Source organism: Rhizobium sp. BK181, from assembly GCF_014193305.1.
Classification (GTDB): Bacteria; Pseudomonadota; Alphaproteobacteria; order Rhizobiales; family Rhizobiaceae; genus Rhizobium.
In genome coordinates, this window is record NZ_JACHZA010000019.1 from 25288 (window position 1) to 48501 (window position 23214).

A 23214-nucleotide genomic window follows, 5' to 3' on the forward strand; every position below is an offset into this window, starting at 1 on the left:
CTATCCTCAGCGATGCAGCCACATGCGCAGCGCCGACAGCAGCTGCTCGGTGTTGACAGGCTTTGCCAGATAGTCCGACGCTCCCGCTTCCAGACATTTCTCGCGGTCTCCTTTCATCGCCTTTGCTGTCAGTGCCAGGATCGGCAGGCGCCGGAAGCTCGGGTCCGAACGGATAACCTGCATTGTCTCGTAGCCATCCATCCCAGGCATCATGATATCCATCAGCACGATCGCGACATCAGGCTCCTTCTGGATGACCTCGATCGCCTCGCTGCCCGTGGTCGCCGTCAGAACCTTCATGCCGCGACGTTCCAGCACGCTGCTCAGTGCAAAGATGTTGCGCGCATCATCGTCGACAAGCAGGACGGTCTCGCCAATCAGATCCTCGTCGGAACTGTGCAGTTCCTCGAGCATCGCCTGTTTTTCCCGGGGCATGTCGGCGACGATACGATGCAGGAAGAGTGCTGTCTCATCGAGCAGGCGTTCGGGCGATTCAACCCCCTTCACAACCACGCTGCGGGCCATGCTATGAAGCCGCGCATCCTCTTCCGGGGAGAGTTCCCGGCCGGTGAAGACCACAACCGGAATCTCGCCGATCTCGGCATCATCGCGCATCTTCTCGAGGACCTCGAAGCCCGACATGTCTGGTAGCGACAGATCAAGCACAACGCAGTCGGCTGCGTCATCCTTCAGGGCAGCGAGAGCATCCCGTCCGGTGCCGACGCTTGCAATGTCGATATCGTCATGTTCGAGCAGCGCCGTGACGCTGATGCGCTCGGCTTCGTTATCCTCCACCAGCAGCAGCCGCTTGCGCCTCGGCTGCGCAAAGGTTTTCAGCTGCGACAGGGCCTTCCCCAACCCTTCCGGCGTGGTGGGCTTGCTCATGAAGGCGTAGGCACCGCGGGTCAGACCATGCTGCCGGTCTTCGTCCAGGCTGATGATCTGGACCGGGATGTGCCGCGTCTTTGAATTCTGCTTTAGCTGGCTCAGCACCGTCCAGCCCAGCATGTCGGGAAGGAAGATGTCGAGCGAGATCGCGGCCGGCTGATATTCCTGCGCCAGGGCAAGTGCGTCACTGCCGCGCGTCGCCAACAGAACCTTGAAGCCGTTGTCACGGGCAAGATCGACCAGGACGCGCGCATAGTGGGCGTCATCCTCGACGACAAGCAGAACCGTGTCGGCAGATGTGATGGTCTGCCGGTCGTCTTCGACATGGTCGCCGGCCCTGTCGGCACGTCGGCCCGCCATGGCCTCCGACAGCTGCACGACATTGCTTGACGTGGAAGCCGCTTTCGACGTCGCAATGCCCGCCCCGACAAAGGTCAGTGGCAGATAAAGAATGAAAGTGCTTCCAACACCAGGCTGGCTGCGAAGCTGGATCTCGCCGCCAAGCAGGTTCGCAAGTTCACGGCTGATGGCAAGGCCAAGGCCCGTGCCGCCATATTGCCGGCTGGTCGAGGCATCCGCCTGCTGGAACGCCTCGAAGATGATGCGCTGCTTTTCAGGAAGAATGCCGATGCCGGTATCGGTCACCTCGAAGGCGATGACAGAAGGCGCATGCTTCAGTGAGGGATGATCCGGCGACCAGCCGCCCTGCGCCGCTGCAACCCGCAGCGTCACGCCGCCCTGTGCCGTGAACTTGAAGGCGTTCGACAACAGGTTCTTGAGGATCTGCTGGAGGCGCTTCGAGTCCGTGATGATGCTTCTTGCGACATCCGTCCCAATGTCGACCGAGAAGGACAGTCCGCGATTGTCGGCCTCATGCCGGAAGGGTCTGGCCATCACGTCAAGCAGGTTGCTGATGAAAATCTCTTCCGCGTCGACAGAGACGGTGCCGGATTCGATCTTGGAGAGATCAAGGATGTCGCTGATCAGGTTGAGGAGATCGGTGCCCGCCCCATGGATCGTCCTGGCGAACTCCACCTGCTTGGCCGAGAGATTGCCATCCGGGTTTTCCCCGAGTTGCTGTCCGAGGATGAGGATCGAATTCAACGGCGTGCGCAGTTCGTGCGACATGTTCGCCAGGAATTCCGACTTGTACTTCGAGGTCAGCGCCAGTTCGGCCGCCTTTTCCTCCAGTGCATGACGAGCCTGCTCGATCTCCTGGTTTTTGCCCTCGACCTCGACGTTGCGCTCTTCGAGCTGCTGAGCCTTCTGTTCCAGCTGCTCGTTGGTTTGCTGCAGCTCGCGCTGCTGGGTCTGAAGTTCTGCGGCGAGCTGCTGCGACTGCTTGAGCAGGCCTTCCGTCTGCATCGTCGCTTCGATCGAATTCAGCACGATGCCGATGGAGGTGGTCAGCTGGTCGAGGAAGGAAAGCTGCAGCGCCGTGAAATTCCCCGCCGAGGCAAGCTCGATGACCGCCTTGACCTGCCCTTCGAACTGAACCGGCAGGACGATCGCACTTCTCGGCAGGACCGAGAACACACCGGAACTGATCGGAACGACATTGCCGGGAAGATCGGTGACCAGGATACGTCTTGCATCGCTCGCGCACTGACCCACCAGCCCCTGGCCAAATTCGAGCCGGGCCGGATGCGCAGCCTCGACGCCCTCCGCATAGACCGACAGCAGCGAGAGAACAGACTGCTGCCCATCATCGACCTGATAGATGACCCCCTGATGCGCGCCGACGAGAGGCGCCAGTTCCGAGAGCAGCATCTTGCCGACCAGCGTCAGGTCGCGCTGGCCCTGCAGCATGTTCGTAAAGCGCGCCAGGTTCGTCTTCAGCCAGTCCTGCTCGGTGTTGCGCTCGGTCGTCAGGCGCAGGTTGTCGATCATGGTGTTGATGTTGTCCTTGAGCTCCGCCACTTCGCCGCGGGCCTCGACCTGGATCGATCGGGTGAGATCGCCCTTGGTGACGGCGGTCGCGACCTCGGCAATCGCGCGCACCTGCGTCGTCAGGTTGGCAGCGAGCAGGTTGACGTTGCCGGTCAGGTCCTTCCAGGTACCGGCAGTGCCAGGGACATTTGCCTGACCGCCAAGCCGACCCTCGACGCCGACTTCTCTGGCAACCGTCGTGACCTGGTCGGCGAAGGTGGCAAGCGTATTGGTCATGTTGTTGATGGTCTCGGCAAGCGCTGCCACTTCGCCTTTTGAGGCAACCGTCAGATTCTGCTTCAGGTCGCCGTTGGCAACCGCCGTGACCACCTTGACGATACCGCGAACCTGCTCGGTCAGATTGAGCGCCATGACGTTGACGGTATCGGTCAGGTCCTTCCAGGTGCCAGCCACACCGGGCACCTGCGCCTGGCCGCCGAGCTTGCCTTCGGTCCCCACTTCTCGGGCAACGCGTGTCACCTCGCCTGCAAAAGCATTGAGCTGATCCACCATCGTGTTGATGGTGTTCTTAAGCTCGAGGATTTCGCCCTTTACGTCGACGGTGATCTTGCGCGACAGGTCGCCGCGCGCGACAGCTGTCGTCACTTCGGCGATGTTGCGGACCTGGGTCGTCAGGTTGGCCGCGAGAAGGTTGACGTTGTCGGTCAGGTCCTTCCAGGTGCCGGCAACGCCTGGAACCACCGCCTGGCCACCCAGCCGTCCATCGGTGCCGACCTCGCGCGCAACGCGCGTTACTTCGCCGGCAAAAGACCGCAGCTGGTCCACCATGGTGTTGAGGGTGTCCTTGAGCAGGAGGATTTCGCCGCGCACATCGACGGTGATCTTGCGCGAAAGGTCGCCATTGGCGATGGCGGTTGCCACCTCCGCGATGTTTCTGACCTGGGCCGTCAGGTTTCCGGCCATCGAGTTCACGCTGTCCGTCAGGTCCTTCCAGGTGCCGGCGACGCCCGAGACCTGCGCCTGGCCGCCAAGCTTGCCTTCGGTACCAACTTCACGTGCAACACGCGTGACTTCGCCCGCAAAGGCATTGAGCTGGTCGACCATCGTGTTGATAGTGTTCTTGAGCTCGAGGATTTCGCCCTTCACGTCGACAGTGATCTTGCGTGACAGGTCGCCCCTTGCCACAGCAGTGGTGACTTCGGCGATATTGCGCACCTGGCCCGTGAGATTGGAGGCCATGGAATTGACGTTCTCTGTCAGGTCCTTCCAGGTGCCGGCAACGCCCGGCACCTGCGCCTGGCCGCCGAGCTTGCCCTCGGTGCCGACTTCACGCGCGACACGCGTCACCTCCGAGGCGAACCGGTTCAGCTGGTCCACCATGGTGTTCAGGGTTTCCTTGAGCTCCAGGATTTCGCCTGAAACGGAAACCGTGATCTTCTTCGACAGGTCGCCATTGGCAATCGCCGTCGAGACTTCGGCGATGTTGCGCACCTGCGCCGTCAGATTGCCCGCCATCGAGTTCACACTGTCGGTCAGGTCCTTCCAGGTGCCGGCAACGCCAAGCACGTTTGCCTGGCCTCCCAGCCTTCCCTCGGTGCCCACTTCGCGGGCGACGCGGGTTACTTCGCCGGCAAAGCCGTTGAGCTGGTCCACCATCGTGTTGATGGTCTCCTTCAGCTCCAGGATTTCGCCGGACACTGTGACCGTGATCTTCTTCGATAGGTCGCCTTGCGCGACCGCGGTCGCGACCTCGGCGATGTTACGGACCTGCGCAGTCAGGTTCGAGGCCATCGAGTTGACGCTATCGGTCAAATCCTTCCAGGTACCGGCAACGCCGCGGACATTGGCCTGGCCCCCGAGCTGGCCCTCCGTGCCGACCTCGCGCGCAACGCGCGTCACCTCGGAGGCAAAGGCGTTCAGCTGATCGACCATCGTGTTGATGGTCTCCTTCAGCTCAAGGATTTCGCCTTTCACGTCGACGGTGATCTTCTTCGACAGGTCGCCATTGGCGATTGCGGTCGAGACCTCGGCGATATTGCGCATCTGGGCAGTCAGGTTGCCGGCCATCGAGTTGACGTTTTCGGTAAGATCCTTCCAGGTACCGGCAACCCCGCGGACGTTTGCCTGTCCGCCGAGCCTGCCCTCCGTGCCGACCTCGCGCGCAACGCGCGTCACCTCAGAAGCAAAAGCGTTCAGCTGGTCCACCATCGTGTTGATGGTTTCCTTCAGCTCCAGGATTTCGCCTGACACCGTGACCGTGATCTTCTTCGACAAGTCGCCGCTGGCAATCGCGGTCGAGACGTCAGCGATGTTGCGCACCTGCGCGGTCAGGTTCGACGCCATCGAGTTGACATTGTCTGTGAGGTCCTTCCAGGTCCCGGCAACACCAGGGACCTGCGCCTGGCCGCCAAGTCGACCTTCGGTACCGACTTCGCGCGCGACACGCGTCACTTCGCCGGCAAAACCGTTCAGCTGATCGACCATCGTGTTGATGGTTTCCTTCAGCTCCAGGATTTCGCCGGAAACGTCGACGGTGATCTTGCGTGAAAGGTCACCGCGCGCCACTGCTGTTGTCACCTGCGCGATATTGCGGACCTGGGCCGTCAGGTTGCCGCACATGGCATTGACCGAGTCCGTCAGATCCTTCCAGGTGCCTGCGACACCCGGCACCAGCGCCTGGCCGCCGAGCTTGCCTTCCGTCCCGACCTCGCGGGCAACGCGGGTCACCTCCGATGCGAAGGAGCGCAGCTGGTCTACCATCGTGTTGATGGCCTCCTTGAGCTGCAGGATCTCGCCCCGCACGTCGACGGTGATCTTCTTGGAAAGGTCGCCATTGGCAACCGCGATCGTGACCTCGGCGATGTTTCGAACCTGGGCCGTAAGGTTCGACGCCATCGAGTTGACGCTTTCCGTCAGGTCCTTCCACACGCCGGTCACTTCGGGGACCTGAGCCTGGCCGCCGAGCTTACCGTCCGTGCCGACTTCACGGGCAACGCGGGTCACCTCGGAGGTGAAAACGCCGAGCTGCTTGATCATCGTGTTGACAATATCCGCCGAGCGCAGGAACTCGCCCTGCAGCTGCCGGCCATCGACGTCGAGAGGCACCGTCTGCAAGAGGTCGCCCTTGGCGACGGCTGTAATCGTCCGGGTAACCGCCGTCGTCGGCCAGACAAGATCGTCGATGAGGTGGTTGATCGACCGCTCCATGTCAGACCATGAGCCATCAGAAAGGCCGAAGCGGACCCGGGTGCTCGTGCGACCCTCGCGGCCTACGACCTGACCGACATGCTCGAGCTGATGGGCCATCCGCTGGTTGGCGGCAATGATATCGTTGAGGGCATCGGCGACCTTGCCGGTGACGCCGGTCAGGTCGGATCGCATCCTGACCGAAAAGTCGCCTCGTCTTACTGCCGTAAGTGTCTCTAGAAGTGCACTTGCATCACTGAGAGCGATGGCGGCCGGTTCGGGGTCGGGGAGCCTATACCCTCCCGTACTGTCACGCTGCACCTCACCACCTTGACTTCCCATGATATTCCCTCCACCGATCGCTTGGATCTAGTGCTCCTGAGAAAGATTGGTATGGGCAGTTTGGTTGGCCGATCAAGCAGGGTCCCACCCTTTGTTCGATAGCAGACATATCCTTGTTTGACGCGACCGGCCGCACCGGTGCGCAGCGAGTAGTGCTGCGTTCGCATTGGCGTTGTTGGTAGAAATCGCTCCATTGACGATACGACGGTCGCTCACCCGCGGCACGCCGCGGGATTTGTTGGGCAGCACTCCGGTTTGCAAGCTTGAATCACAGCTTGGCAGCCAGGCTCAACTGATCGCTATGCACCTGAAGGCGGACCCGCTATACTGACCTTGAGTTTTGTCGTTCATGACCTACAGCAAACGTGCGCGGTGGGCGGGGTTTCCTTAAGCCTGCGCACGAACTGGTGCGTCCCGCGCATGGTACACACGCGAATTGTGCATGCGAAAGAGCATCAGCAATTTTACATGTATCTCAAGTTAGGATGGGCGAGCCGCCCGAGATATAAGTTACTGCTCGGGGACGCGGTCCCAGTGTTAGGTGATTGAAGTGCGAGCCGAGCAAGGGAAGCAGTCGGTGAAGCGGCGCACCACAGCTAGTGGCCGCAAGCTCAAACCTAACCTGCGTTCCATGCTTTTGGCGGAGGAGTTGCGGCGGCGTCCGTCGCGTCCGGCCGACTACGGCGCAGAGAACCAGGCCCTGATCGCCTTGGCGCAGGAATTAGCACGCTCGCCCGAAGGCATCTTGCAGAAGCTCGTCGATTCCGCGTTAGGTCTGTGTCGCGCGCACTCTGCCGGGCTCAGCCTCCTGGAGGAAGGGGACGGGAAGAGTAATTTTCATTGGCGCGCCATCGCCGGGCAGTGGGCCAGTCACGTAAACGGCGGAACACCGCGCAACTTTGGTCCTTGCGGCACGGTCCTGGACCAAGGCGTCGCCATGATCTGCTCACATCCCGAAGTCGATTTCCCCTACTGGGAGCCCATCAGGCCCGTTCTTGAGGAAGCGCTCCTGATTCCCTTCTTCATCAAGGATGAAGCAGTCGGCACAATCTGGATCGTCGCGCATGACACCAGTCGCCGCTTCGATGCGGAAGACTTGCGCGTGATGACCAACCTGGGCGTTTTCGCAGCAACCGCCTATCAGACTTTGCTCACCCTGAACGCGGCGCAGCGAGTCGCTTCCATCGTCCAGTCCAGTCACGACGCAATCGTTGGCAAAGACCTGAATGGCATGATCACCAGTTGGAACGGGGGCGCGGAGCGAATCTTCGGCTACATGGCCGAGGAAGTCATCGGCCAGCCGATTATGATTCTGATTCCCCCGGATCGCCACAACGAAGAAACCGCAATTCTTGATCGCGTCCGCAGAGGCGAACGCATTGGTTCCTACGAAACCGTTCGCAGGCGTAAAGACGGAAGTCCGGTTGATGTTTCACTCACAGTGTCGCCCTTGATGGATACGGCGGACAGGGTCATCGGCGCGTCAAAAATCGCGCGAGACATCACCGAGCGAGTGTATGCAGAACGGGCGCTGCGCGAGAGCGAGGCCCAACTCGCACAAGAGCACGAAGTCGCCCGTCAGCTCCAGCAGGTCAGCCTGGAGCTGCTCTCCAACCGCCCTGAGCTTCTCTACGAGCGGATTCTCGATGCGGCCATCGTGGTGATGCGCTCACAGGCCGCGAGCATGCAGATATTTGAGCCTGATACGGGGATTTTGAAGCTGCTGGCCGGGCGCGGCTTTCATCCAGACGCGGCCACGTTCTGGGATCGCGTCGACTGCAACACGGCGAGCACGTGCGGCGAGGCGCTGAAGACAGGACGGCGCGTGCTCGTCAGCGACACCGAGACCTGCGCCTTCATGGCGGGGACCGAGGGCCTGGAGGCCTACCGCCTCTCCAACCTGCGCGCAGTCCAGTCGACGCCGCTGCGGTCTCGCAACGGCCGCACGCTCGGCATGGTCTCGACCCATTGGCGGGAGCCGCACGAGCCCAGCAATAGTGATTTCAGCCGCTTCGATGTGCTGGCCCGGGAAGCGGCCGACATGCTCGAGCGAGCGCAAACCGAAGCGTCCTTGCGCCAAAGCGAGGCGAGGCTGCAGGCGGCGGTCGATCTCGTGAAGCTTGGCCGCTATGAATGGAATCCCCAATCCAATGAATTGCAGTGGGACGACACCCTGAGGGCAATGTGGGGCCTGGCTGCAGGCGCGCCTGTCGATTACGAGGTGTGGAGGGCCGGCATTCATCCAGGCGATCAGGCGCGGGTCGAGGCTGCGATCGAGCGGTGCGTCGACCCGCGGGGCGATGGAGTCTATGAAGTCGAATATAGGGTAATAGGAAAAGCCGACGGCGTGGAACGTTGGATCGCGACGCGTGGGCAGACCAGTTTCGAGAACAACACGCCGGTTTCGTTTTTCGGCATCGCTCTGGAGGTCACCGACCACAAACTTGTTGAAGGAAGGCTCGAACGTCGCGTTGAAGAGCGGACGCGCGAACTGCAGGAAGCCAACCGGCAGCTGCGCTCTCAGATGGAGAAACGAGAGGTCGCCGAAGCCGAGGTCCAGCAGTTGCAGCGGCTCGATGCGATCGGGCAGATCACGTCAGGCGTGGCGCACGATTTCAACAACCTGCTCAGTGTCGTGCTCACCAATGCGAATCTGCTTTCCCGCACAGTGCAAGGACCTGACGATCAGGAAGGCGTCGAATTGATTCGCAACGCTGCTGAGCGCGGCGCGAAGCTCATTGCGCAACTCCTCGCCTTTTCGCGGCAACAACAGCTTGAACCCCACAAGGTCGATCTCAACAGCAAGCTTGTCGGGATGGACAATCTGTTCAGGGTCATCTTGGGCGGCACGTTGCAATTCAAAACGAGATTTGCCCCGGATCTCTGGCCCGCCTTGGTCGATCCAAACCAGATCGAGATGATCGTCCTCAACCTCGCCATCAACGCCAGGGATGCGATGCAGCCGGGCGGCACTCTGACCGTCGAGACGTTCAACACCATGATCGAAAGCGCGCCCTCCCGGCCGGAACAGCCGTTGCCGGGAGACTACGTAGCGCTCGCCGTCAAGGATACCGGCATCGGCATCCCAGACGAGGTGCTGCCACATGTGTTCGAGCCCTTTTTTACGACGAAAGAAGCGGGAAAGGGTTCAGGCCTCGGATTGGCGCAAGTCTTCGGTTTTGCCAAACAATCCTGTGGCGGCGTGCGCATCGAGACAGGCCTCGGCCGAGGCACTGCGGTCACGATTTTCCTGCCGCGCGCTGCGGCCGACGTTTCTGATGACCAGGCGGACGTTGTTGATGCGAGCAACCGTGCGCAGACTTCCAAGAGGTTGCGTGTTTTGGTCGTGGACGATGACAAGGCTGTCCTCAAGTCCACGGTCAGGATACTCGAGTTTCTCGGATATGCAACGGCGTCAGCGGAGAGCGGCAATGAAGCGCTCCGGCTGCTCGCAAGGGATCAAGAAATAGATGTCGTTCTCGCGGACTTCGCGATGCCGGAAATGAGCGGCGGTGAGCTTGCGAAAGCGATACGCGCGATGCGGCCAACTTTGCCAGTCATCCTCATGACCGGCTATAGCGATCGAGGCCCCCTGAAGGAACTGAAGGACTGGCGAATAATCTTGAAACCCTTCACGGAAAACGACTTGGTTAATACCATCGAAGCTGCACTAAAGTAGATGAGCTTCCGATGTCAGTTGTTGGCCCATCGCGTCATTTCGGGCGTTAGAGCGACTCAGTCGCTCCCGGATTAACGCGGACGTTAGGCTGGGTCTGGTGAGTTCCGCGCGACAGGCACGCGACGTCAGTCACCGCTTCCGGACGATTTTCGGGAACAGCACCCCCCGGTGCAGAGTTTGTCTCCAAAGGAGAAACGCCCATGCGCCGGTTCCACCTCGCAGCCTATCTGATCTTGACCGCTGGTCTTGGCCTTTCCCTGAACGCTCATGCCCAGTCCCTGCCCGATGAGGCCGGGCCGATATTTGGCAGCCACAGTTCTATCCCTTCAGAGGAAGCCATCACCAATCCGGACGGCTTCGGTAGATCTGCCGACAGAAAAAACATCGACGCCTCGCAGACAGGTTCCACGAACCAGGAAGATTGCCACAGGCCCAAGGATATCAGGACGGACCGACCGACCCTTGGCAGGGGAAAGCTCGACTGCGTAAGATAGCTGTCGCCTAGGATCAGGTTGCAGCATGATGGGCAGCGTTCCGCGCTAAAGAGTCAAGGCCATGGCGACTCAGGTGTCATCGCCAAATTTTTGCGTGGACCTCCCCTCGATTGCGCTCCCTGACTTCCCAATCCAGATCGGTTTCAGGCGAGCCTGCAGGGGAAATCTCCGCCGCTCGGGCAGGGCTAACAAACCCGACTGAAAAAGGCCCGGCAGCGGGAGCAACCGGGCCTTCTGGCGTCCAAGAAGGATTGGAGCCAGCTTTGCGCTGCGCCTGTCAGGACATTGCGAAGCAGAAACCGATAGGATTGTCGATGGTTCCATAGGCCAAATGAAAAGCCCGGCGGATCTGAAGATCTTCGCCGGGCCTGTCGCGGACCTTCATAGTGGGCGATGCAAGGTCCCCCAGCGTGTCGGCGGAGCGCTGCAAAGAGAAAACCAGCTAAATGCCGAAATGTTCCACAGAGGGGTCTTCGCTCTGCGAAGGTGAATCAGCTGACGAGGGAGGACATCAACCGACCATCGCCCGTCGGAGCCTGACGTCGTCGGCGCTCCGCCTATGGCGCTTGCGGGATGCCTGGCCCCATACATTGCATTGGAGTGACCGGATGCATTGGGCCCGGCAGTCGAAAACATGCGAAATCTCGCATTGACGTTTCGTGTCAGGGCATTATCTCGCGCCGACATTCCTCTTGATCCGACTGTGTGCTCGGCGCGCAAGCTGGGATATTCGGAACCGTCACACATTCGCGAGAGCAATTCATGTCGCATGCCGCAGTGTCCACCAACAGGCTCAAATCCAGCCTTGAGCCCGCCGTGGCGCTCGCCTTGGCCACCGCAGTCGCCTTCTTCGTCATCAGCGGCGCGATCGGGACCTTCAATCTGCGGTCGCTACGCGAGAACAACGCGAGAATCGTGCATACGCACGAGGTCATCTTAGGCCTGAGCAAGGTGCTTTCCAGTATCCAGGATGCAGAAACCGGGCAGCGAGGCTTCGTCCTTACCGGCGATGAGCGGTATCTGGACCCCTACCAGGCGGCCCTGACCAGTATTCCGCAGCGGATTGCCGAGATCGCGGATCTCACGAAGGATAATCCCGAACAACAGCGCCGACTGCCTATGCTCCGACAGCACGTGGATGCGAAGCTCGCGGAACTCAAGGAAACGATCGACATGAGGCGCTCGCAGGGTCTGGAGCCGGCGCTTGCCCTTGTCAACTCCGACCGCGGCAAGATCGAAATGGATGCCGTGCGAGCTCAACTCGGCGCCATGACTGAGGAGGAGACTAACCTCCGTGCAGCACGGCTCGCCGAGATGGAAAGCGCCTACAATACGGCGCTGGTGACCAGCATGCTTGCAGCAGCCCTCGGCATCGTCCTGACCATTGCCATCGGCGTCATGGTCCGCCGGGCAACGATGGCGCGCCGACATGAGGAGTGGCTGAGGACGGGCCAGCTGGGTCTCGCCACCGCCATGATGGGCGACCAGCAGACCGATCAGCTCGGCAACAGCATTCTCGAGTTCATGGCGCGTTATGCGGGAGCTGTCGCCGGAGCAATCTTCGTCGGCGATCAGGATTGGTATCGACGGGCATCCACCTATGGCGTCCCCGCGGGTGTGTCCATCCCTGCACGGTTCAGCGGAAGAGAAGGATTGCTGGGCCAGGCAGCCGCTGAACGCAGGACACTTCTCGTCGATGACGTTCCCGACGGCTATCTGGCCTTTGGATCGGCACTCGGTCAGGACAAGCCACGGCATCTGGTGATTTCGCCGGCTGTTCTCGATGAGACCGTCAACTCTGTCATCGAACTCGGTTTCCTCCGCAAGGTCCCCGAACACGTCCTGTACTTTCTGGAGCATGCGTCATCCTCCATCGCAACCGCAATACGCTCGGCGAACTATCGCACTGAGCTCCAGAAACTGTTGGAGGAAACGCAGCGGCAATCGGAAGAGCTTCAGGTTCAGAGCGAGGAACTGCGCGTTTCCAATGAGGAACTCGAGGAACAGGGCCGCGCGCTCAAGGAATCGCAGGCCCGGCTGGAGCAGCAGCAGGTTGAACTGGAGCAAACCAACTCGCAGCTCGAGGAACAGGCGCGGCAACTGGAAATCCAGCGGGACAGCCTGGAGCAGGTCAATGCTTCGGTGGAACTGAAGGCCCGCGAGCTCGAACAGGCGAGCCGCTACAAGTCAGACTTCCTCGCGAACATGTCGCATGAACTCAGAACGCCGCTGAACTCCTCCCTGATCCTCGCCAAGCTGCTTGCCGACAATGCTGAGGAGAACCTGACGGAGGAGCAGGTCAAGTACGCCCAGACGATCCAATCCTCAGGCAACGACCTTCTCAACCTGATCAACGATATTCTAGACCTTTCGAAGATCGAAGCCGGGCATGTCGACATAAAGCCGGAGCCTCTTTCGATCGAGAGACTGACAAACAACCTTTCACAGCTTTTCGATCCCGTTGCTCAAAGCAAGGAATTGGAGTTCCATGTCGACGTCACCGCAGACGCCCCGAGCGTCATCGAAACCGACCCGCAAAAGCTCGAGCAGGTTCTGAAAAACCTGCTATCCAACGCATTCAAGTTCACCGAGCGAGGAAGCGTGACGATCACGGTCAAGCCTGAAGCTCGCGGTCACGTCGCCTTCGCCGTCCGTGACACCGGCATCGGCGTCGCAGAAACACAGCAGAAAAGCATATTCGAGGCGTTTCACCAGGCCGATGGAACGATCAGCCGCAGATATGGCGGAACAGGTCTCGGGCTGTCGATTTCCCGGGAGCTTGTTCGCCTTCTCGGTGGCAGCATCCATCTCGCGAGCCGGGAGGGACAAGGGAGCACGTTTACAATCGTGCTGCCCCAGTCCTACGACCCCGCGAAGGTCGCGCCGCGCGATATTAGTTCTGCCGCGCCAATCGTCTCGGTTTCATCAGCGTCGGTCGACACCACAGCTATCCCGCAGCCGCCGCGTCGTCAAATCATCGAAGACGACCGCGCCGCACCCTTAGACGAACGACACCTTCTCCTTGTCATCGAAGACGATCACAGCTTTGCCGCTATCCTCAGGGACATTGCCCGGGAAATGGGTTTCCGTGTCGTGGTCGCCGGCACAGCGCAGGAGGCTCTTTCTCTCTCTAAACAGTACATGCCGAGCGCGATCGTCCTCGATGTCGGTTTGCCCGATCAATCGGGACTATCGGTGCTGGACAGGCTGAAGCGGGACGTGCGGACCCGTCATATCCCGATCCATATCGTATCGGCCAACGATAATGTGGAAACCGCGTTGTCGCTTGGCGCCGTTGGCTACATGCTCAAGCCGGTCAAGCGGGAGCAATTGATCGAGGTGCTCGCAAAGCTGGAGTCGAAGCTTTCTCAACGAATGCACCGCGTCCTGATTGTCGAAGACAACGAGGTCCAGCGGGAGGCCGTCGCGAAGCTCTTGACGTCGCATGACGTCGAAACGGTCAGCGCCGGGACGGCTGCCGAATGCCTGAAGCTCCTGAAGGAACAGACCTTCGACTGCATCGTGCTTGATCTGTCCTTGCCTGACGCATCCGGCTATTCGCTGCTGGAGACCATCAGCCAGGACGGCGACCACTCCTTCCCCCCTGTCATCGTCTATACCGGACGCGTCCTGTCTGCGGACGACGAGCAGAAACTAAGGCGTTACTCGAAATCGATCATCATCAAGGGGGCAAAGTCACCGGAACGCCTGCTGGACGAGGTGACCCTTTTCCTTCACCAGGTCGTCTCAGAACTCCCCGACGAGCAGCAGAAGATGATCCGCAAGGCCCGAAACCGGGACGCCCTCCTTGAGGGACGCCGCATCCTCGTCGTCGAGGATGACGTGCGCAACGTCTATGCGCTCACCAATATCCTCGAACCGAAAGGCGCGGTCATCCAGATTGCGCGCAACGGCCAGGAAGCACTCGATGCGCTTGCAAAGTCCGGGGATGACCCGGCGAAGGCTATCGATCTTGTTCTCATGGACGTGATGATGCCCGTCATGGATGGTCTGGCGGCGACCCGGGAGATCCGCAAGAACGCCGCCTGGAACAAGCTGCCGATCATAATGTTGACGGCAAAGGCCATGCCCGATGATCAGCAGCGGTGCATTGAGGCGGGTGCGAGCGACTACATGGCTAAGCCTCTCGACGTCGAAAAGCTCCTCTCACTCGTACGCGTATGGATGCCGCGGTGACCGAAATACATATCGGCAAGGTCGAGGATATCGAGATCCGGTTGCTGCTCGAAGCGCTATATGTCCGCTATCACTACGATTTCCGGAACTACGCCATGGCGTCGATCAAGCGCCGGTTGAAGCAGGCGCGCGAGCAGCTTGGCTTTTCGACCTACTCGGCACTGCAGGAAAACCTCCTGCACGACCCGTCAGCACTTCCGCGACTGCTCGATTACCTCACGGTCCAGGTCAGCGAGATGTTCAGGGATCCCGCCTACTTCAAGGCGATCAGGGAGCAGGTGATCCCGCATCTTCTTACCTATCCTTCCCTCAAGGTGTGGATCGCAGGCTGCAGCGGCGGCGAGGAACTCTATTCGATGGCGATCCTCTTTCGGGAAGAAGGTCTCGAAGAGCGTACGATATTCTACGCCACCGATATCAACCAGGATGCCCTGGCGATTGCGGAGCGCGGGATCTACGATCTCGACCGGATCCAGCTCTTTACCGAGAACCACCGAAAGTCCGGGGGCAAATCTTCCCTGTCGGAATATTATACAGCCGCTTATGGCCGGGCGACGTTCGACAAGACGTTGCGCCGCAACGTCGTCTTTTCCGATCACAGCCTCGTCACTGATGCAGTCTTCGGGGAGATGAACCTCGTTTCCTGCCGCAATGTGATGATCTATTTCGATCGGTCCCTCCAGGATCGGGCGATTGGCTTGTTCAAGGATTCCCTGCCGCGGAACGGCTTTCTGGGTCTTGGATCCAAGGAAAGCATCCGGTTCTCGTCGCATTCAAAGTCGTTCAAGGAGTTTGTGCGCGAGGAAAAGATCTATCAGAGGACGGACTGATGAGCGTTCGGCGCCATGAAGCAGTGGTTATCGGCGCGTCCGCAGGCGCGCTCGAAGCATTGTCGGTGATCCTGCCGGCACTACCAGACGGATTTCCGCTGCCGATCTTCGTTGTGGTGCATGTGCCTCCTGACAAGCGGAGCATTCTCGCCGAACTCTTCCGCACGAAATGTGCCATCGATGTCCGAGAGGTCGAAGACAAGGAAACGATCAAGGCCGGAACGGCATTCTTCGCACCACCCGACTATCACCTGCTCGTGGAATCGGTCGGCTCTCTGGCCTTGTCCAGCGATGATCCGATCATGTTCTCGCGCCCATCGATCGACGTGCTGTTCGAAACTGCCGCGGATGTCTACGGCTCGGGCCTGATAGCGATCGTCCTGACCGGTGCCAACCATGACGGTGCTGCGGGCCTGCGCGCAGTTGTCGACGCTGGTGGAACAGCCCTTGTCCAAAATCCTCACGGCGCTTTTGCTCCGGCGATGCCCGAAGCGGCAATCCGGGCATGCCCGGGCGCAAACATCATGTCGCTTGCGGCGATCACTGAATATCTGAAGAAGGTGTAAGCTCATGGACCCCGTGTCCTTTCTCCTGGTGGACGACCTCGAAGAAAACCTCATTTCCCTGGAGGCGCTCTTGCGCCGTGAGGGTCTCAGGCTCCTGAAGGCGCGCTCTGGAGATGAAGCCCTGGAACTTCTGCTGAAGCACGATATCGCCCTCGCCCTGATCGATGTGCAGATGCCTGGCATGAACGGCTTTGAATTGGCCGAACTCATGCGGGGAAACGAACGGTCGCGGCGGGTTCCGATTATTTTCGTGACCGCTGGTAGCCCTGACCGGTCGTGGCGTTTCCAGGGCTATGAAGCTGGCGCCGTCGACTTCATCCAGAAGCCGATCGAGCCCGACATTCTGCGCAGCAAGGCGGAGGTTTTCTTTGAACTCTATCGGCAGCGCCAACAGCTGGCAATGCAGCGCGATGAGCTTGAAGCGCATGCAACCGCGTTGAAGGAAGCCGACCAGAGGAAGGACATCTTCCTTGCAACGCTCGCTCACGAACTGCGCAACCCACTCGCACCACTTCGCCACGGGCTCGACATTCTGAATCGAAAGCCTGACAGCGCCGAGGCGGAGAAAATTCGGTCGACGATGGATCGCCAGCTATCCCATCTGGTGCGGCTGATCGATGATCTTCTCGATGTTTCACGTGTCAGCCAGGGCAAGATCGAGCTGCGCAGAGAACCCGTCAAAGTCCAGGACATCGTCAATCTGGCGGTTGAAGGAAGCCGACCCGCGATCGATGCGGCCGGGCATAGGTTTGTGGCCGACCTGCCAAGCGAAGCGCTATGGGTCGATGGCGATCCCGCTCGCCTCTCCCAGGTCGTCGGAAACCTGCTGAACAACGCGGCCAAGTACACGCCTGAGGGCGGACGGATTGAGATAACAGCCTATCGGGAGACAACGGAGGTCGTCATCGTGGTGTCCGACAACGGGATCGGCATTCCGGAGCATATGCGCTCAAATGTCTTCCTGCTGTTCACCCAGGTCGAGGATCACCTGACACGTTCCCAGGGCGGCCTGGGCATCGGCCTTTCTCTTTCGAAGCAGCTCGTGACCTTGCATGGCGGCCGGATAGAGGCAAAAGCTGGCCCAACGGGAACCGGCACATGCTTTGTCATTCGGCTGCCTCTCGTTTCCGCTCCGGCGGAAACCACGCCTGAAGCCCGACCGAGCGTGGATGAAACTGTTTCTGAACAGACAGGAAAGGTTCTCATTGTCGATGACAACGTCGACGTCGCTCAGGTGGTGGGCTGGATGGTGGAGGAGATCGGATACGAATATCACCTCGTTCATGACGGACGGGAAGCTCTTCAGGCGGCCCGCTCCTTCCAACCCGACATCGTGCTTCTCGACATCGGCCTGCCTCATATGGATGGGTACGAGGTGTGCCGCGCATTTAGAGCCGACGGCGAATTCAAGGATATTCCGATCATCGCCCAGACCGGATGGGGACAGAGCAAGGATAAGGACCTCGCTTCGGCGGCTGGTTTCAACCACCATCTGACGAAGCCGGTCGATCTGGACGAACTTGGATCGGTTCTTGGCCAGATTGTTCGGGAAACGCCAAGAGCTCAGTAACGACGTGCAGCTACCGACGATGATCCTTCGAGGGCTTGTCGGGACCAAGGCCTCCCATTCACGGCATATCCAGTGGCGCCTAAGCGGGCCTGGTCGTTGACGCTTCTGCTTTGAAGTCCCATCTACAGTCAGATGTCAAAGACGAGAAAGAATGTCCCTTCAGACCTGATCCAGACCTGGGCGCTGCCTCCCGCGGCCACGCTGGGGTCATCCGTGCGCGCCAAAGGGATCCTCCTCGAGATCAGAGCCCGATTGCCTTCCGTAAGCCGCAAGTCGCTTGATCTCAGCGGTAGCTTTCTCACCTTGGGAATGCCCGAATGTGCGAAAGCCGAGTTTCGCAGGGCCTCGGCAGTCGTCGCCGAGGCACTTGAAAATATCGAAAGCCTCCCGGTGATTCCTCGCGAAATTGAGGAAATCCTATCCATATCCACAACCGAGAGACATCGCTGGCTCAACGATGGCCGACTGCCGAGTGCTGGAACCCGAACGGTGAAGCTTCGTGGGCGTGCACGCAAGATAACCTTTCATGTCTTCGACCCACGGGCGGTCGAGGACATGCTCGACCGCGGTATCGTCGACGAATGGCGCGAAGACGACGCCGCAACTGCGGCGGAAAACAGAAGGCGTGCGGCCTGGAAGGCGAAACTGACCCGCTCCCTCAAGAAGGGTGGCAAAGCTCCGACGCCGCCCGAGGTGAGCGCCGACGATGAACCGTCGAAACTGCGCGGCTGGGAAGAGTTCGGGCGCGAAGGCTTTCTTCGTTAGGCTGTCAGCCTTCCTCACCCCGTTCGAATGGTCCCGGTTGCTGAGCTTAAACGATCTCAACGGTATTGCCAATTTGGCCCGAATTGCCGAACTGGGCGGCATGATGTCGGAATACGGGGTGGAACCGGACTGACGGCTGCTCGTTGTGAGATAAAATAAAGGAGCCCTCAAATGACCTACGTCGCATCGCCGACCTACTCGGACAACCCGTTTGCCCGGCAAGCCAACCTCAAGCAGTGTCTCGAGACCGCCAGGCATCGCCTCAATGAGACGTCAAACGCCTCGGAAGCAGAGAGACTGGAAATTCTGGTTTCCTCGGCACTAGCCGCCGGCTGGGGCGAAGATGAAACCCGCGCTGCCCTCAACAGTGACGAGCGCCCGCAAGCTGTGCTACCCCAGCCCAACCAGATCGGCCTTGTGCCATCGTCGTCGCTATGAGCATTCACCGACCATCAAATCGGGAAATTGGACCCTGGCTTATCTTGCTGGCCAGCATTATCGCGATGGGATTGGCCATCCTTGCCGGGGCTAAAATAGGCTCGCAGTACGAGCAGCACCGAAATCGCGTTGCGGTGACCGAGCGAGGGTAGCCACTTCGACATGATCGCTAAGCAAGCTGCCGGGTTTGCAGGGCGTGACTGACAAAGCCATCACCACAAATTGCCAGCCACGTACGATCCACCCTATCAAAGATAAATGCCTGCTTTTCTAGCTGGTCAGCATGGGGTTCTGCGCTTCAAGCAGTCGGCGAAACGTCTCGGCGTTCTTGACTGCATTGGCATCACGGTCGTTATTGAAATAGGCCCAGACCCGTTTCGCGCCACTAGCTTTAATGCGCTCGACCCATCCGAGCAGCTCCTCGTCGCTATAGTCATGTCGATACCACTGGGTGGTGCCGTGAAAACGTAAATACACGTCGTCCGAAGTCTTGACGAGTTGATCAGGAAGCCGCGGTCCGCTGGTTGAACAAAAGATCACTCCGGCAGCCTCGAACTTCCTAAACACAGTATCATCCCACCAGCTCTTATGCCGGAATTCGACGACGTTCCGTCGAGCCGGGTCAAGCTGACAGAGGATCAAATCCAGCATCTCCGTTGTGTAGCGCACGCGCGGAGGCAGCTGGAACAAAAAGCACCCCATATGGTCTCCAAGCACGTCCGAAATATAGCCGAAGTCCCGCACCAGTTCGTGGGTGCCTTCGAAAGCTTTGATGTGCGTAATTAACTCACATACTTTCACGGTGTAGACGAAGGCGTCATCTGCCTGGCGCAGCCATGTCTTTACGGTGGCGAGCGTTGGCCAAGAATAAAACGGGGCATTAAGCTCGACGGTTCGAAAACTTTTCTGATAATGGGCAAACCATGGGCTTCGTGAAAGATCGGAGGGATAGAATCGTCCGTTCCAATGCCAGTAATACCACCCCGAACAGCCGATTTGAATGTTGCTTACGGCCGAGAGCGCTCCGGGGTAGCTGGCCTGTTTGGCACCCATTCTAAGATCGTGCATTTTTGCGGCGCGCTCTTCATTTTCATTGCGCTGCTTCTGTCGGCGCAAGGCCCGCCGGGCCCTGCGCGCCTCCACCTCTTCTGCTGCCGGGACTGACATCAGCGGATTCCCGGTTTGAGCTCCGGATCTTGCATGCGTTTGGCGGGTCCTGGCTGCGACCGGATTACATTGGCTATCGCGAGGGCCGAGAAGCAACTTTTCGATCGGACCATGCCTTTTTCGCCTCCAAGAAAAACTGGGACGACCATCATCCCTGGAGACAACATCCCTCGTAAGAAATCGTTCCGGTGCGCTACTCGAATAGCCGGAGCCGGGCAACCCGGCCGGACGGCAACCGAGCGAAGCATCGTCTTCGTCCGGAGCCCAAAACGTTGAACTTTCAGGAAACACGGCCTCCTCGGTTGTCGCTGCTGGCTGGAGTTGAAACCCCTCCCGGGACGCGGAAGGCCCGAAAGCGTCGCACCAGATGGTCGCGGTCATCCAGGTATGTCCGCCGTTGAAGTTTCGAGAAACGATCGGTGATTGACGGCGGCGCGTCCCGCTCTAGGTGCAATGAACTGTAGTCAATTTGGATCAGCATTATTTCGAGAGGTTCAACATGGAAGAAGCAGGTATCGGCTGGATTGCAGCGATTATCATCGGCGGTATTGCGGGATGGCTCGCCGAGCAGTTCATGAAGTCGAACATGGGGGTGCTGATGAACATCATCCTCGGAATCGTTGGGGCTATCATCGCCAATATCTTGCTTTCGCTGGTCGGTATCGTTCTGAGCGGTTGGCTCGGATACCTGGTTGCCGGATTTGTCGGAGCCTGCATATTGATTTGGGTGGGAAGGCTCATCCGCCGCTAATGCGTAAGCCCAGACCGGCACTTTCTGCAGAGCGAAACATTAAGCCGGCGCGATCGGTCATCAGGTGGCGGTTCGGACCATGCAGTCCGACCATGGGATCAAGGAATTGCTGCAGTGGAATTATTGGTTGATGATTTGAGCCACGACGTAAGGGGTGACGCGTACTGCTTTATGGCGCTAAAAGGCTCGGGTTAAATACCGTTCTGCCAGAGTTTCAGATGCCAAGCGCTTATCGCAAATCAAAGCTTTTCCGTCGTTCTCGTGTTCTTCGGGGTTCCTTGTCCCTCTGGCGTACAAGGGCCGTATTTTGGTTCGGCGCAATCGCGATAGGCGTTGTAAGTGTCATATTTGCCAAACTTGCCGATCTTGCGCAAAAGGCTTTCACCTCGATTGGATCATCGAGTGAGTTCGCATTTTTGTTGCCTCTGTTGATTACGCCACTGGGATTTATGCTGTCTGCTTATCTAGCAGCCAAAGTGTTCCCAAACTCTCAAGGAAGCGGCATTCCGCAGGCGATAGCCGCCCGGCATCTCCAGGAGAATGAAGACCGTCAGCGCTTGTTGTCTTTGAAGATAGCAGTTGGCAAAATCATGCTGACGATTTTGGGCCTGTTTTGCGGCGCTTCGATTGGACGCGAAGGACCAACTGTTCAAGTTGGCGGAGCAATCATGCTCGCGGTGGCTCGCTTCGGAGGCATGGCGCAGGCCAGAGGCCTTATCCTGGCAGGTTCCGCAGCCGGTATCGCCGCCGCTTTCAACACACCGCTCGCCGGGATCGTCTTTGCAATCGAAGAGATGAGTCGGAGCTATCAGTCGCGTGCGAATGGTATCGTCCTGACCGCTGTCATTCTTTCCGGCATGGCGGCTCTCGCTCTTGCGGGTAGCTATAATTATTTCGGCGAAGCATCGGCAACCCCAACTGACATTCGAGATTGGGGGCTGATCTTGATCTGCGGTGTTGGTGGCGGCGCACTCGGCGCTTGCTTCAGTGGTTTCGCCCTCCATTTCGGTCAGCGCCTTCGCCGTTGGGTCCACCCACAGCCACTCACACGGACGGTCGCGGTTGCAGGACTTTGCGGTCTACTCGTTGCCGTCATTGGGGTTGGATCCGGCAGTGCGACATTCGGCACTGGCTATGAACAGGCCAGAGGCGCTATCGAGGGTCATGCCCTTCCAATGCTGTTCTTCATCGAAAAGCTTGCGGCAAGTTTTCTTTCGATGCTGTCCGGCATACCCGGCGGTATCTTCGCCCCGTCACTCGCCGTGGGCGCAGGGTTCGGCAGTACAGTTGGATCATTGCTTGGCACCAGCATTGCCCTGGCAGCGATCCTTGGGATGGCAGGGTACTTTTCCGGTGTCGTGCAAGCGCCGATGACAGCTTTCGTTATCATCCTGGAAATGACTGGCGATCACCAGGCCGTGATCCCAATCATGGCCGTTTCCATGATCGGCTATTTAACATCGCGGATATTGTCGCATGAACCACTATATCATGGACTTTCGAGGGTCTTCATCGCCTCCGCGATCCGTGCCCGTCGGTCGGAACAAAGAATCCAAGCTCCGGCTTAGGCAGCAGTTGCGATCGTTTTCGCGCCACCGTGACCTTTGATGAACAGGGCGACGGCAAGACAGTGCTGACGATGCGCCAGCTCGACCCTACTCGCGAGCGGCGTCAGATCGTTATCGGCTTCGGTGCGGTCAAATATGGGCTGCAGACACTGGATGGTCTCGCGGCTTGGCTGGATGGCTGAAGGATTGGATGAGGTTGCGTATATCGACGTTGCCAACTCGCTAATGGACCGAAGGTCATTACTGAACCATCGGACCTTGGTCCGGCTTCCACAACGAACGGACAGGCCTATTTCCTCCTATTTAGTGAGGGAAAAGAGAGAAGCTGCGGTTCTTGAGAAACGCATCGCGACCTCTCCGCAGAAGGAAAAGCAGGATGCGGTCCTGAAGAGGTGAAGATGATGAGCTTTGACGGCCACGCAACCGATACCGATGAGCATGCATCGATGTCCGACCTTCTGAAAGCAGTTAAGCTCGCTTTCGATGGCCACTCGGGTCAGAAGGACAAACAGGGCGAGCCCTATTTTTCCCACTGCAAACGTGTTGCCGAGGCCGTCACCGACGAGGACGAACGAACAGTCGCCTATCTGCATGATCTGGTCGAGAAGGCACCGGGTTGGAGTCTGGAACGGCTTCGCGAACAGGGCTTCAGCCCGCTGATCGTTGATGCCGTGGACGCACTCACCAAACGCCCCGGCGAAGACGACGAGAGATTCGTCCTCAGGGCAGCGTCCAATCAGATTGCCCGGCCCGTGAAAATAGCCGATCTCAAGGACAACCTTGCCCAGGCTCGAAAGATGAATTCAGATACGTCCAGATACGAACATGGGCTCAGGATCATCGAGAAAAAATTCGGACGCGACTGACACGCCGGACGCGGGTC

At 59.2% G+C, this 23214-nt stretch carries 13 protein-coding genes and 1 pseudogene; 12 read left to right on the top strand and 2 right to left on the bottom strand.

Going from position 1 to position 23214, the window contains the following annotated elements; genetic code table 11:
- Positions 1-6: 6 nt before the first annotated feature.
- Positions 7-6306 carry a HAMP domain-containing protein gene (locus FHT77_RS26550; RefSeq protein WP_183757969.1) on the bottom strand — a complete coding sequence of 2100 codons (6300 nt, stop codon included), beginning with the start codon at positions 6304-6306 and terminating at the stop codon, positions 7-9.
- A 577-nt stretch (positions 6307-6883) separates the two neighbouring features.
- Between FHT77_RS26550 and FHT77_RS26555 the strand changes: the two genes are divergently transcribed.
- The 8 genes from FHT77_RS26555 to FHT77_RS26590 all read left to right on the top strand — a co-directional run bounded on the left by FHT77_RS26555 (position 6884) and on the right by FHT77_RS26590 (position 18845).
- Positions 6884-9985: a PAS domain S-box protein gene (locus FHT77_RS26555; RefSeq protein WP_183757971.1), complete on the top strand. Its 3102-nt coding sequence runs from the start codon at positions 6884-6886 to the stop codon at positions 9983-9985.
- Positions 9986-10185: 200 nt separating this feature from the next.
- On the top strand, positions 10186-10479 hold the full coding sequence (locus FHT77_RS26560; RefSeq protein ID WP_183757973.1) for a hypothetical protein: 294 nt from the start codon (positions 10186-10188) through the stop codon (positions 10477-10479).
- A 762-nt stretch (positions 10480-11241) separates the two neighbouring features.
- On the top strand, positions 11242-14676 hold the full coding sequence (locus FHT77_RS26565) for a response regulator (RefSeq protein WP_183757975.1): 3435 nt from the start codon (positions 11242-11244) through the stop codon (positions 14674-14676).
- A complete protein-coding gene (locus tag FHT77_RS26570) occupies positions 14661-15506 on the top strand; it encodes a protein-glutamate O-methyltransferase CheR (protein ID WP_183757978.1) in 846 nt (281 codons plus the stop codon). Before FHT77_RS26565 ends, FHT77_RS26570 begins: the two co-directional genes overlap by 16 nt.
- Positions 15506-16072, top strand: a complete 567-nt coding sequence (locus FHT77_RS26575) for a chemotaxis protein CheB (RefSeq protein WP_183757980.1) — start codon at positions 15506-15508, stop codon at positions 16070-16072. The genes FHT77_RS26570 and FHT77_RS26575 overlap by 1 nt, the downstream gene beginning before the upstream one ends.
- Positions 16073-16076: 4 nt before the next feature.
- Entirely contained in the window at positions 16077-17642 is a 1566-nt protein-coding gene (locus FHT77_RS26580) for a response regulator (RefSeq protein ID WP_183757982.1), read from the top strand.
- Positions 17643-17774: 132 nt separating this feature from the next.
- The gene (locus FHT77_RS26585; protein ID WP_183757983.1) at positions 17775-18407 is read left to right on the top strand and encodes a hypothetical protein; all 633 of its coding nucleotides are present in this window, start codon (positions 17775-17777) and stop codon (positions 18405-18407) included.
- A 171-nt stretch (positions 18408-18578) separates the two neighbouring features.
- Positions 18579-18845 carry a hypothetical protein gene (locus FHT77_RS26590; RefSeq protein WP_183757985.1) on the top strand — a complete coding sequence of 89 codons (267 nt, stop codon included), beginning with the start codon at positions 18579-18581 and terminating at the stop codon, positions 18843-18845.
- A gap of 270 nt (positions 18846-19115) precedes the next feature.
- On the opposite strand, the gene FHT77_RS26595 is transcribed toward FHT77_RS26590, so the two are convergent.
- A complete protein-coding gene (locus tag FHT77_RS26595) occupies positions 19116-20012 on the bottom strand; it encodes a DUF72 domain-containing protein (RefSeq protein ID WP_183757987.1) in 897 nt (298 codons plus the stop codon).
- Between the two features lie 499 nt (positions 20013-20511).
- Here FHT77_RS26595 and FHT77_RS26600 point away from each other — a divergent pair, with 499 nt between their 5' ends.
- The 4 genes and pseudogenes from FHT77_RS26600 (at position 20512) to FHT77_RS26615 (ending at position 23197) form a co-directional block, all read left to right on the top strand.
- A complete protein-coding gene (locus FHT77_RS26600) occupies positions 20512-20763 on the top strand; it encodes a GlsB/YeaQ/YmgE family stress response membrane protein (protein ID WP_183757989.1) in 252 nt (83 codons plus the stop codon).
- A gap of 218 nt (positions 20764-20981) precedes the next feature.
- The gene (locus FHT77_RS26605) at positions 20982-22331 is read left to right on the top strand and encodes a chloride channel protein (RefSeq protein ID WP_183757991.1); all 1350 of its coding nucleotides are present in this window, start codon (positions 20982-20984) and stop codon (positions 22329-22331) included.
- Between the two features lie 11 nt (positions 22332-22342).
- A pseudogene (locus FHT77_RS26610) lies at positions 22343-22513 on the top strand (ATPase); the annotation flags it as partial.
- Between the two features lie 216 nt (positions 22514-22729).
- Positions 22730-23197 carry an HD domain-containing protein gene (locus FHT77_RS26615; RefSeq protein ID WP_310503306.1) on the top strand — a complete coding sequence of 156 codons (468 nt, stop codon included), beginning with the start codon at positions 22730-22732 and terminating at the stop codon, positions 23195-23197.
- Positions 23198-23214 lie beyond the last annotated feature (17 nt).

What these genes read in the sequence shown, in the direction of transcription:
- FHT77_RS26605 (WP_183757991.1), top strand. Translation starts at nt 20,982, where the DNA reads ATGCCAAGCGCTTATCGCAAATCAAAGCTTTTCCGTCGTTCTCGTGTT.
- FHT77_RS26560 (WP_183757973.1), top strand. Translation starts at nt 10,186, where the DNA reads ATGCGCCGGTTCCACCTCGCAGCCTATCTGATCTTGACCGCTGGTCTT.
- FHT77_RS26570 (WP_183757978.1), top strand. Translation starts at nt 14,661, where the DNA reads ATGGATGCCGCGGTGACCGAAATACATATCGGCAAGGTCGAGGATATC.
- FHT77_RS26565 (WP_183757975.1), top strand. Translation starts at nt 11,242, where the DNA reads ATGTCGCATGCCGCAGTGTCCACCAACAGGCTCAAATCCAGCCTTGAG.
- FHT77_RS26595 (WP_183757987.1), bottom strand. Translation starts at nt 20,012, where the DNA reads ATGTCAGTCCCGGCAGCAGAAGAGGTGGAGGCGCGCAGGGCCCGGCGG.
- FHT77_RS26590 (WP_183757985.1), top strand. Translation starts at nt 18,579, where the DNA reads ATGACCTACGTCGCATCGCCGACCTACTCGGACAACCCGTTTGCCCGG.
- FHT77_RS26575 (WP_183757980.1), top strand. Translation starts at nt 15,506, where the DNA reads ATGAGCGTTCGGCGCCATGAAGCAGTGGTTATCGGCGCGTCCGCAGGC.
- FHT77_RS26585 (WP_183757983.1), top strand. Translation starts at nt 17,775, where the DNA reads ATGTCAAAGACGAGAAAGAATGTCCCTTCAGACCTGATCCAGACCTGG.
- FHT77_RS26600 (WP_183757989.1), top strand. Translation starts at nt 20,512, where the DNA reads ATGGAAGAAGCAGGTATCGGCTGGATTGCAGCGATTATCATCGGCGGT.
- FHT77_RS26550 (WP_183757969.1), bottom strand. Translation starts at nt 6,306, where the DNA reads ATGGGAAGTCAAGGTGGTGAGGTGCAGCGTGACAGTACGGGAGGGTAT.
- FHT77_RS26580 (WP_183757982.1), top strand. Translation starts at nt 16,077, where the DNA reads ATGGACCCCGTGTCCTTTCTCCTGGTGGACGACCTCGAAGAAAACCTC.
- FHT77_RS26615 (WP_310503306.1), top strand. Translation starts at nt 22,730, where the DNA reads ATGATGAGCTTTGACGGCCACGCAACCGATACCGATGAGCATGCATCG.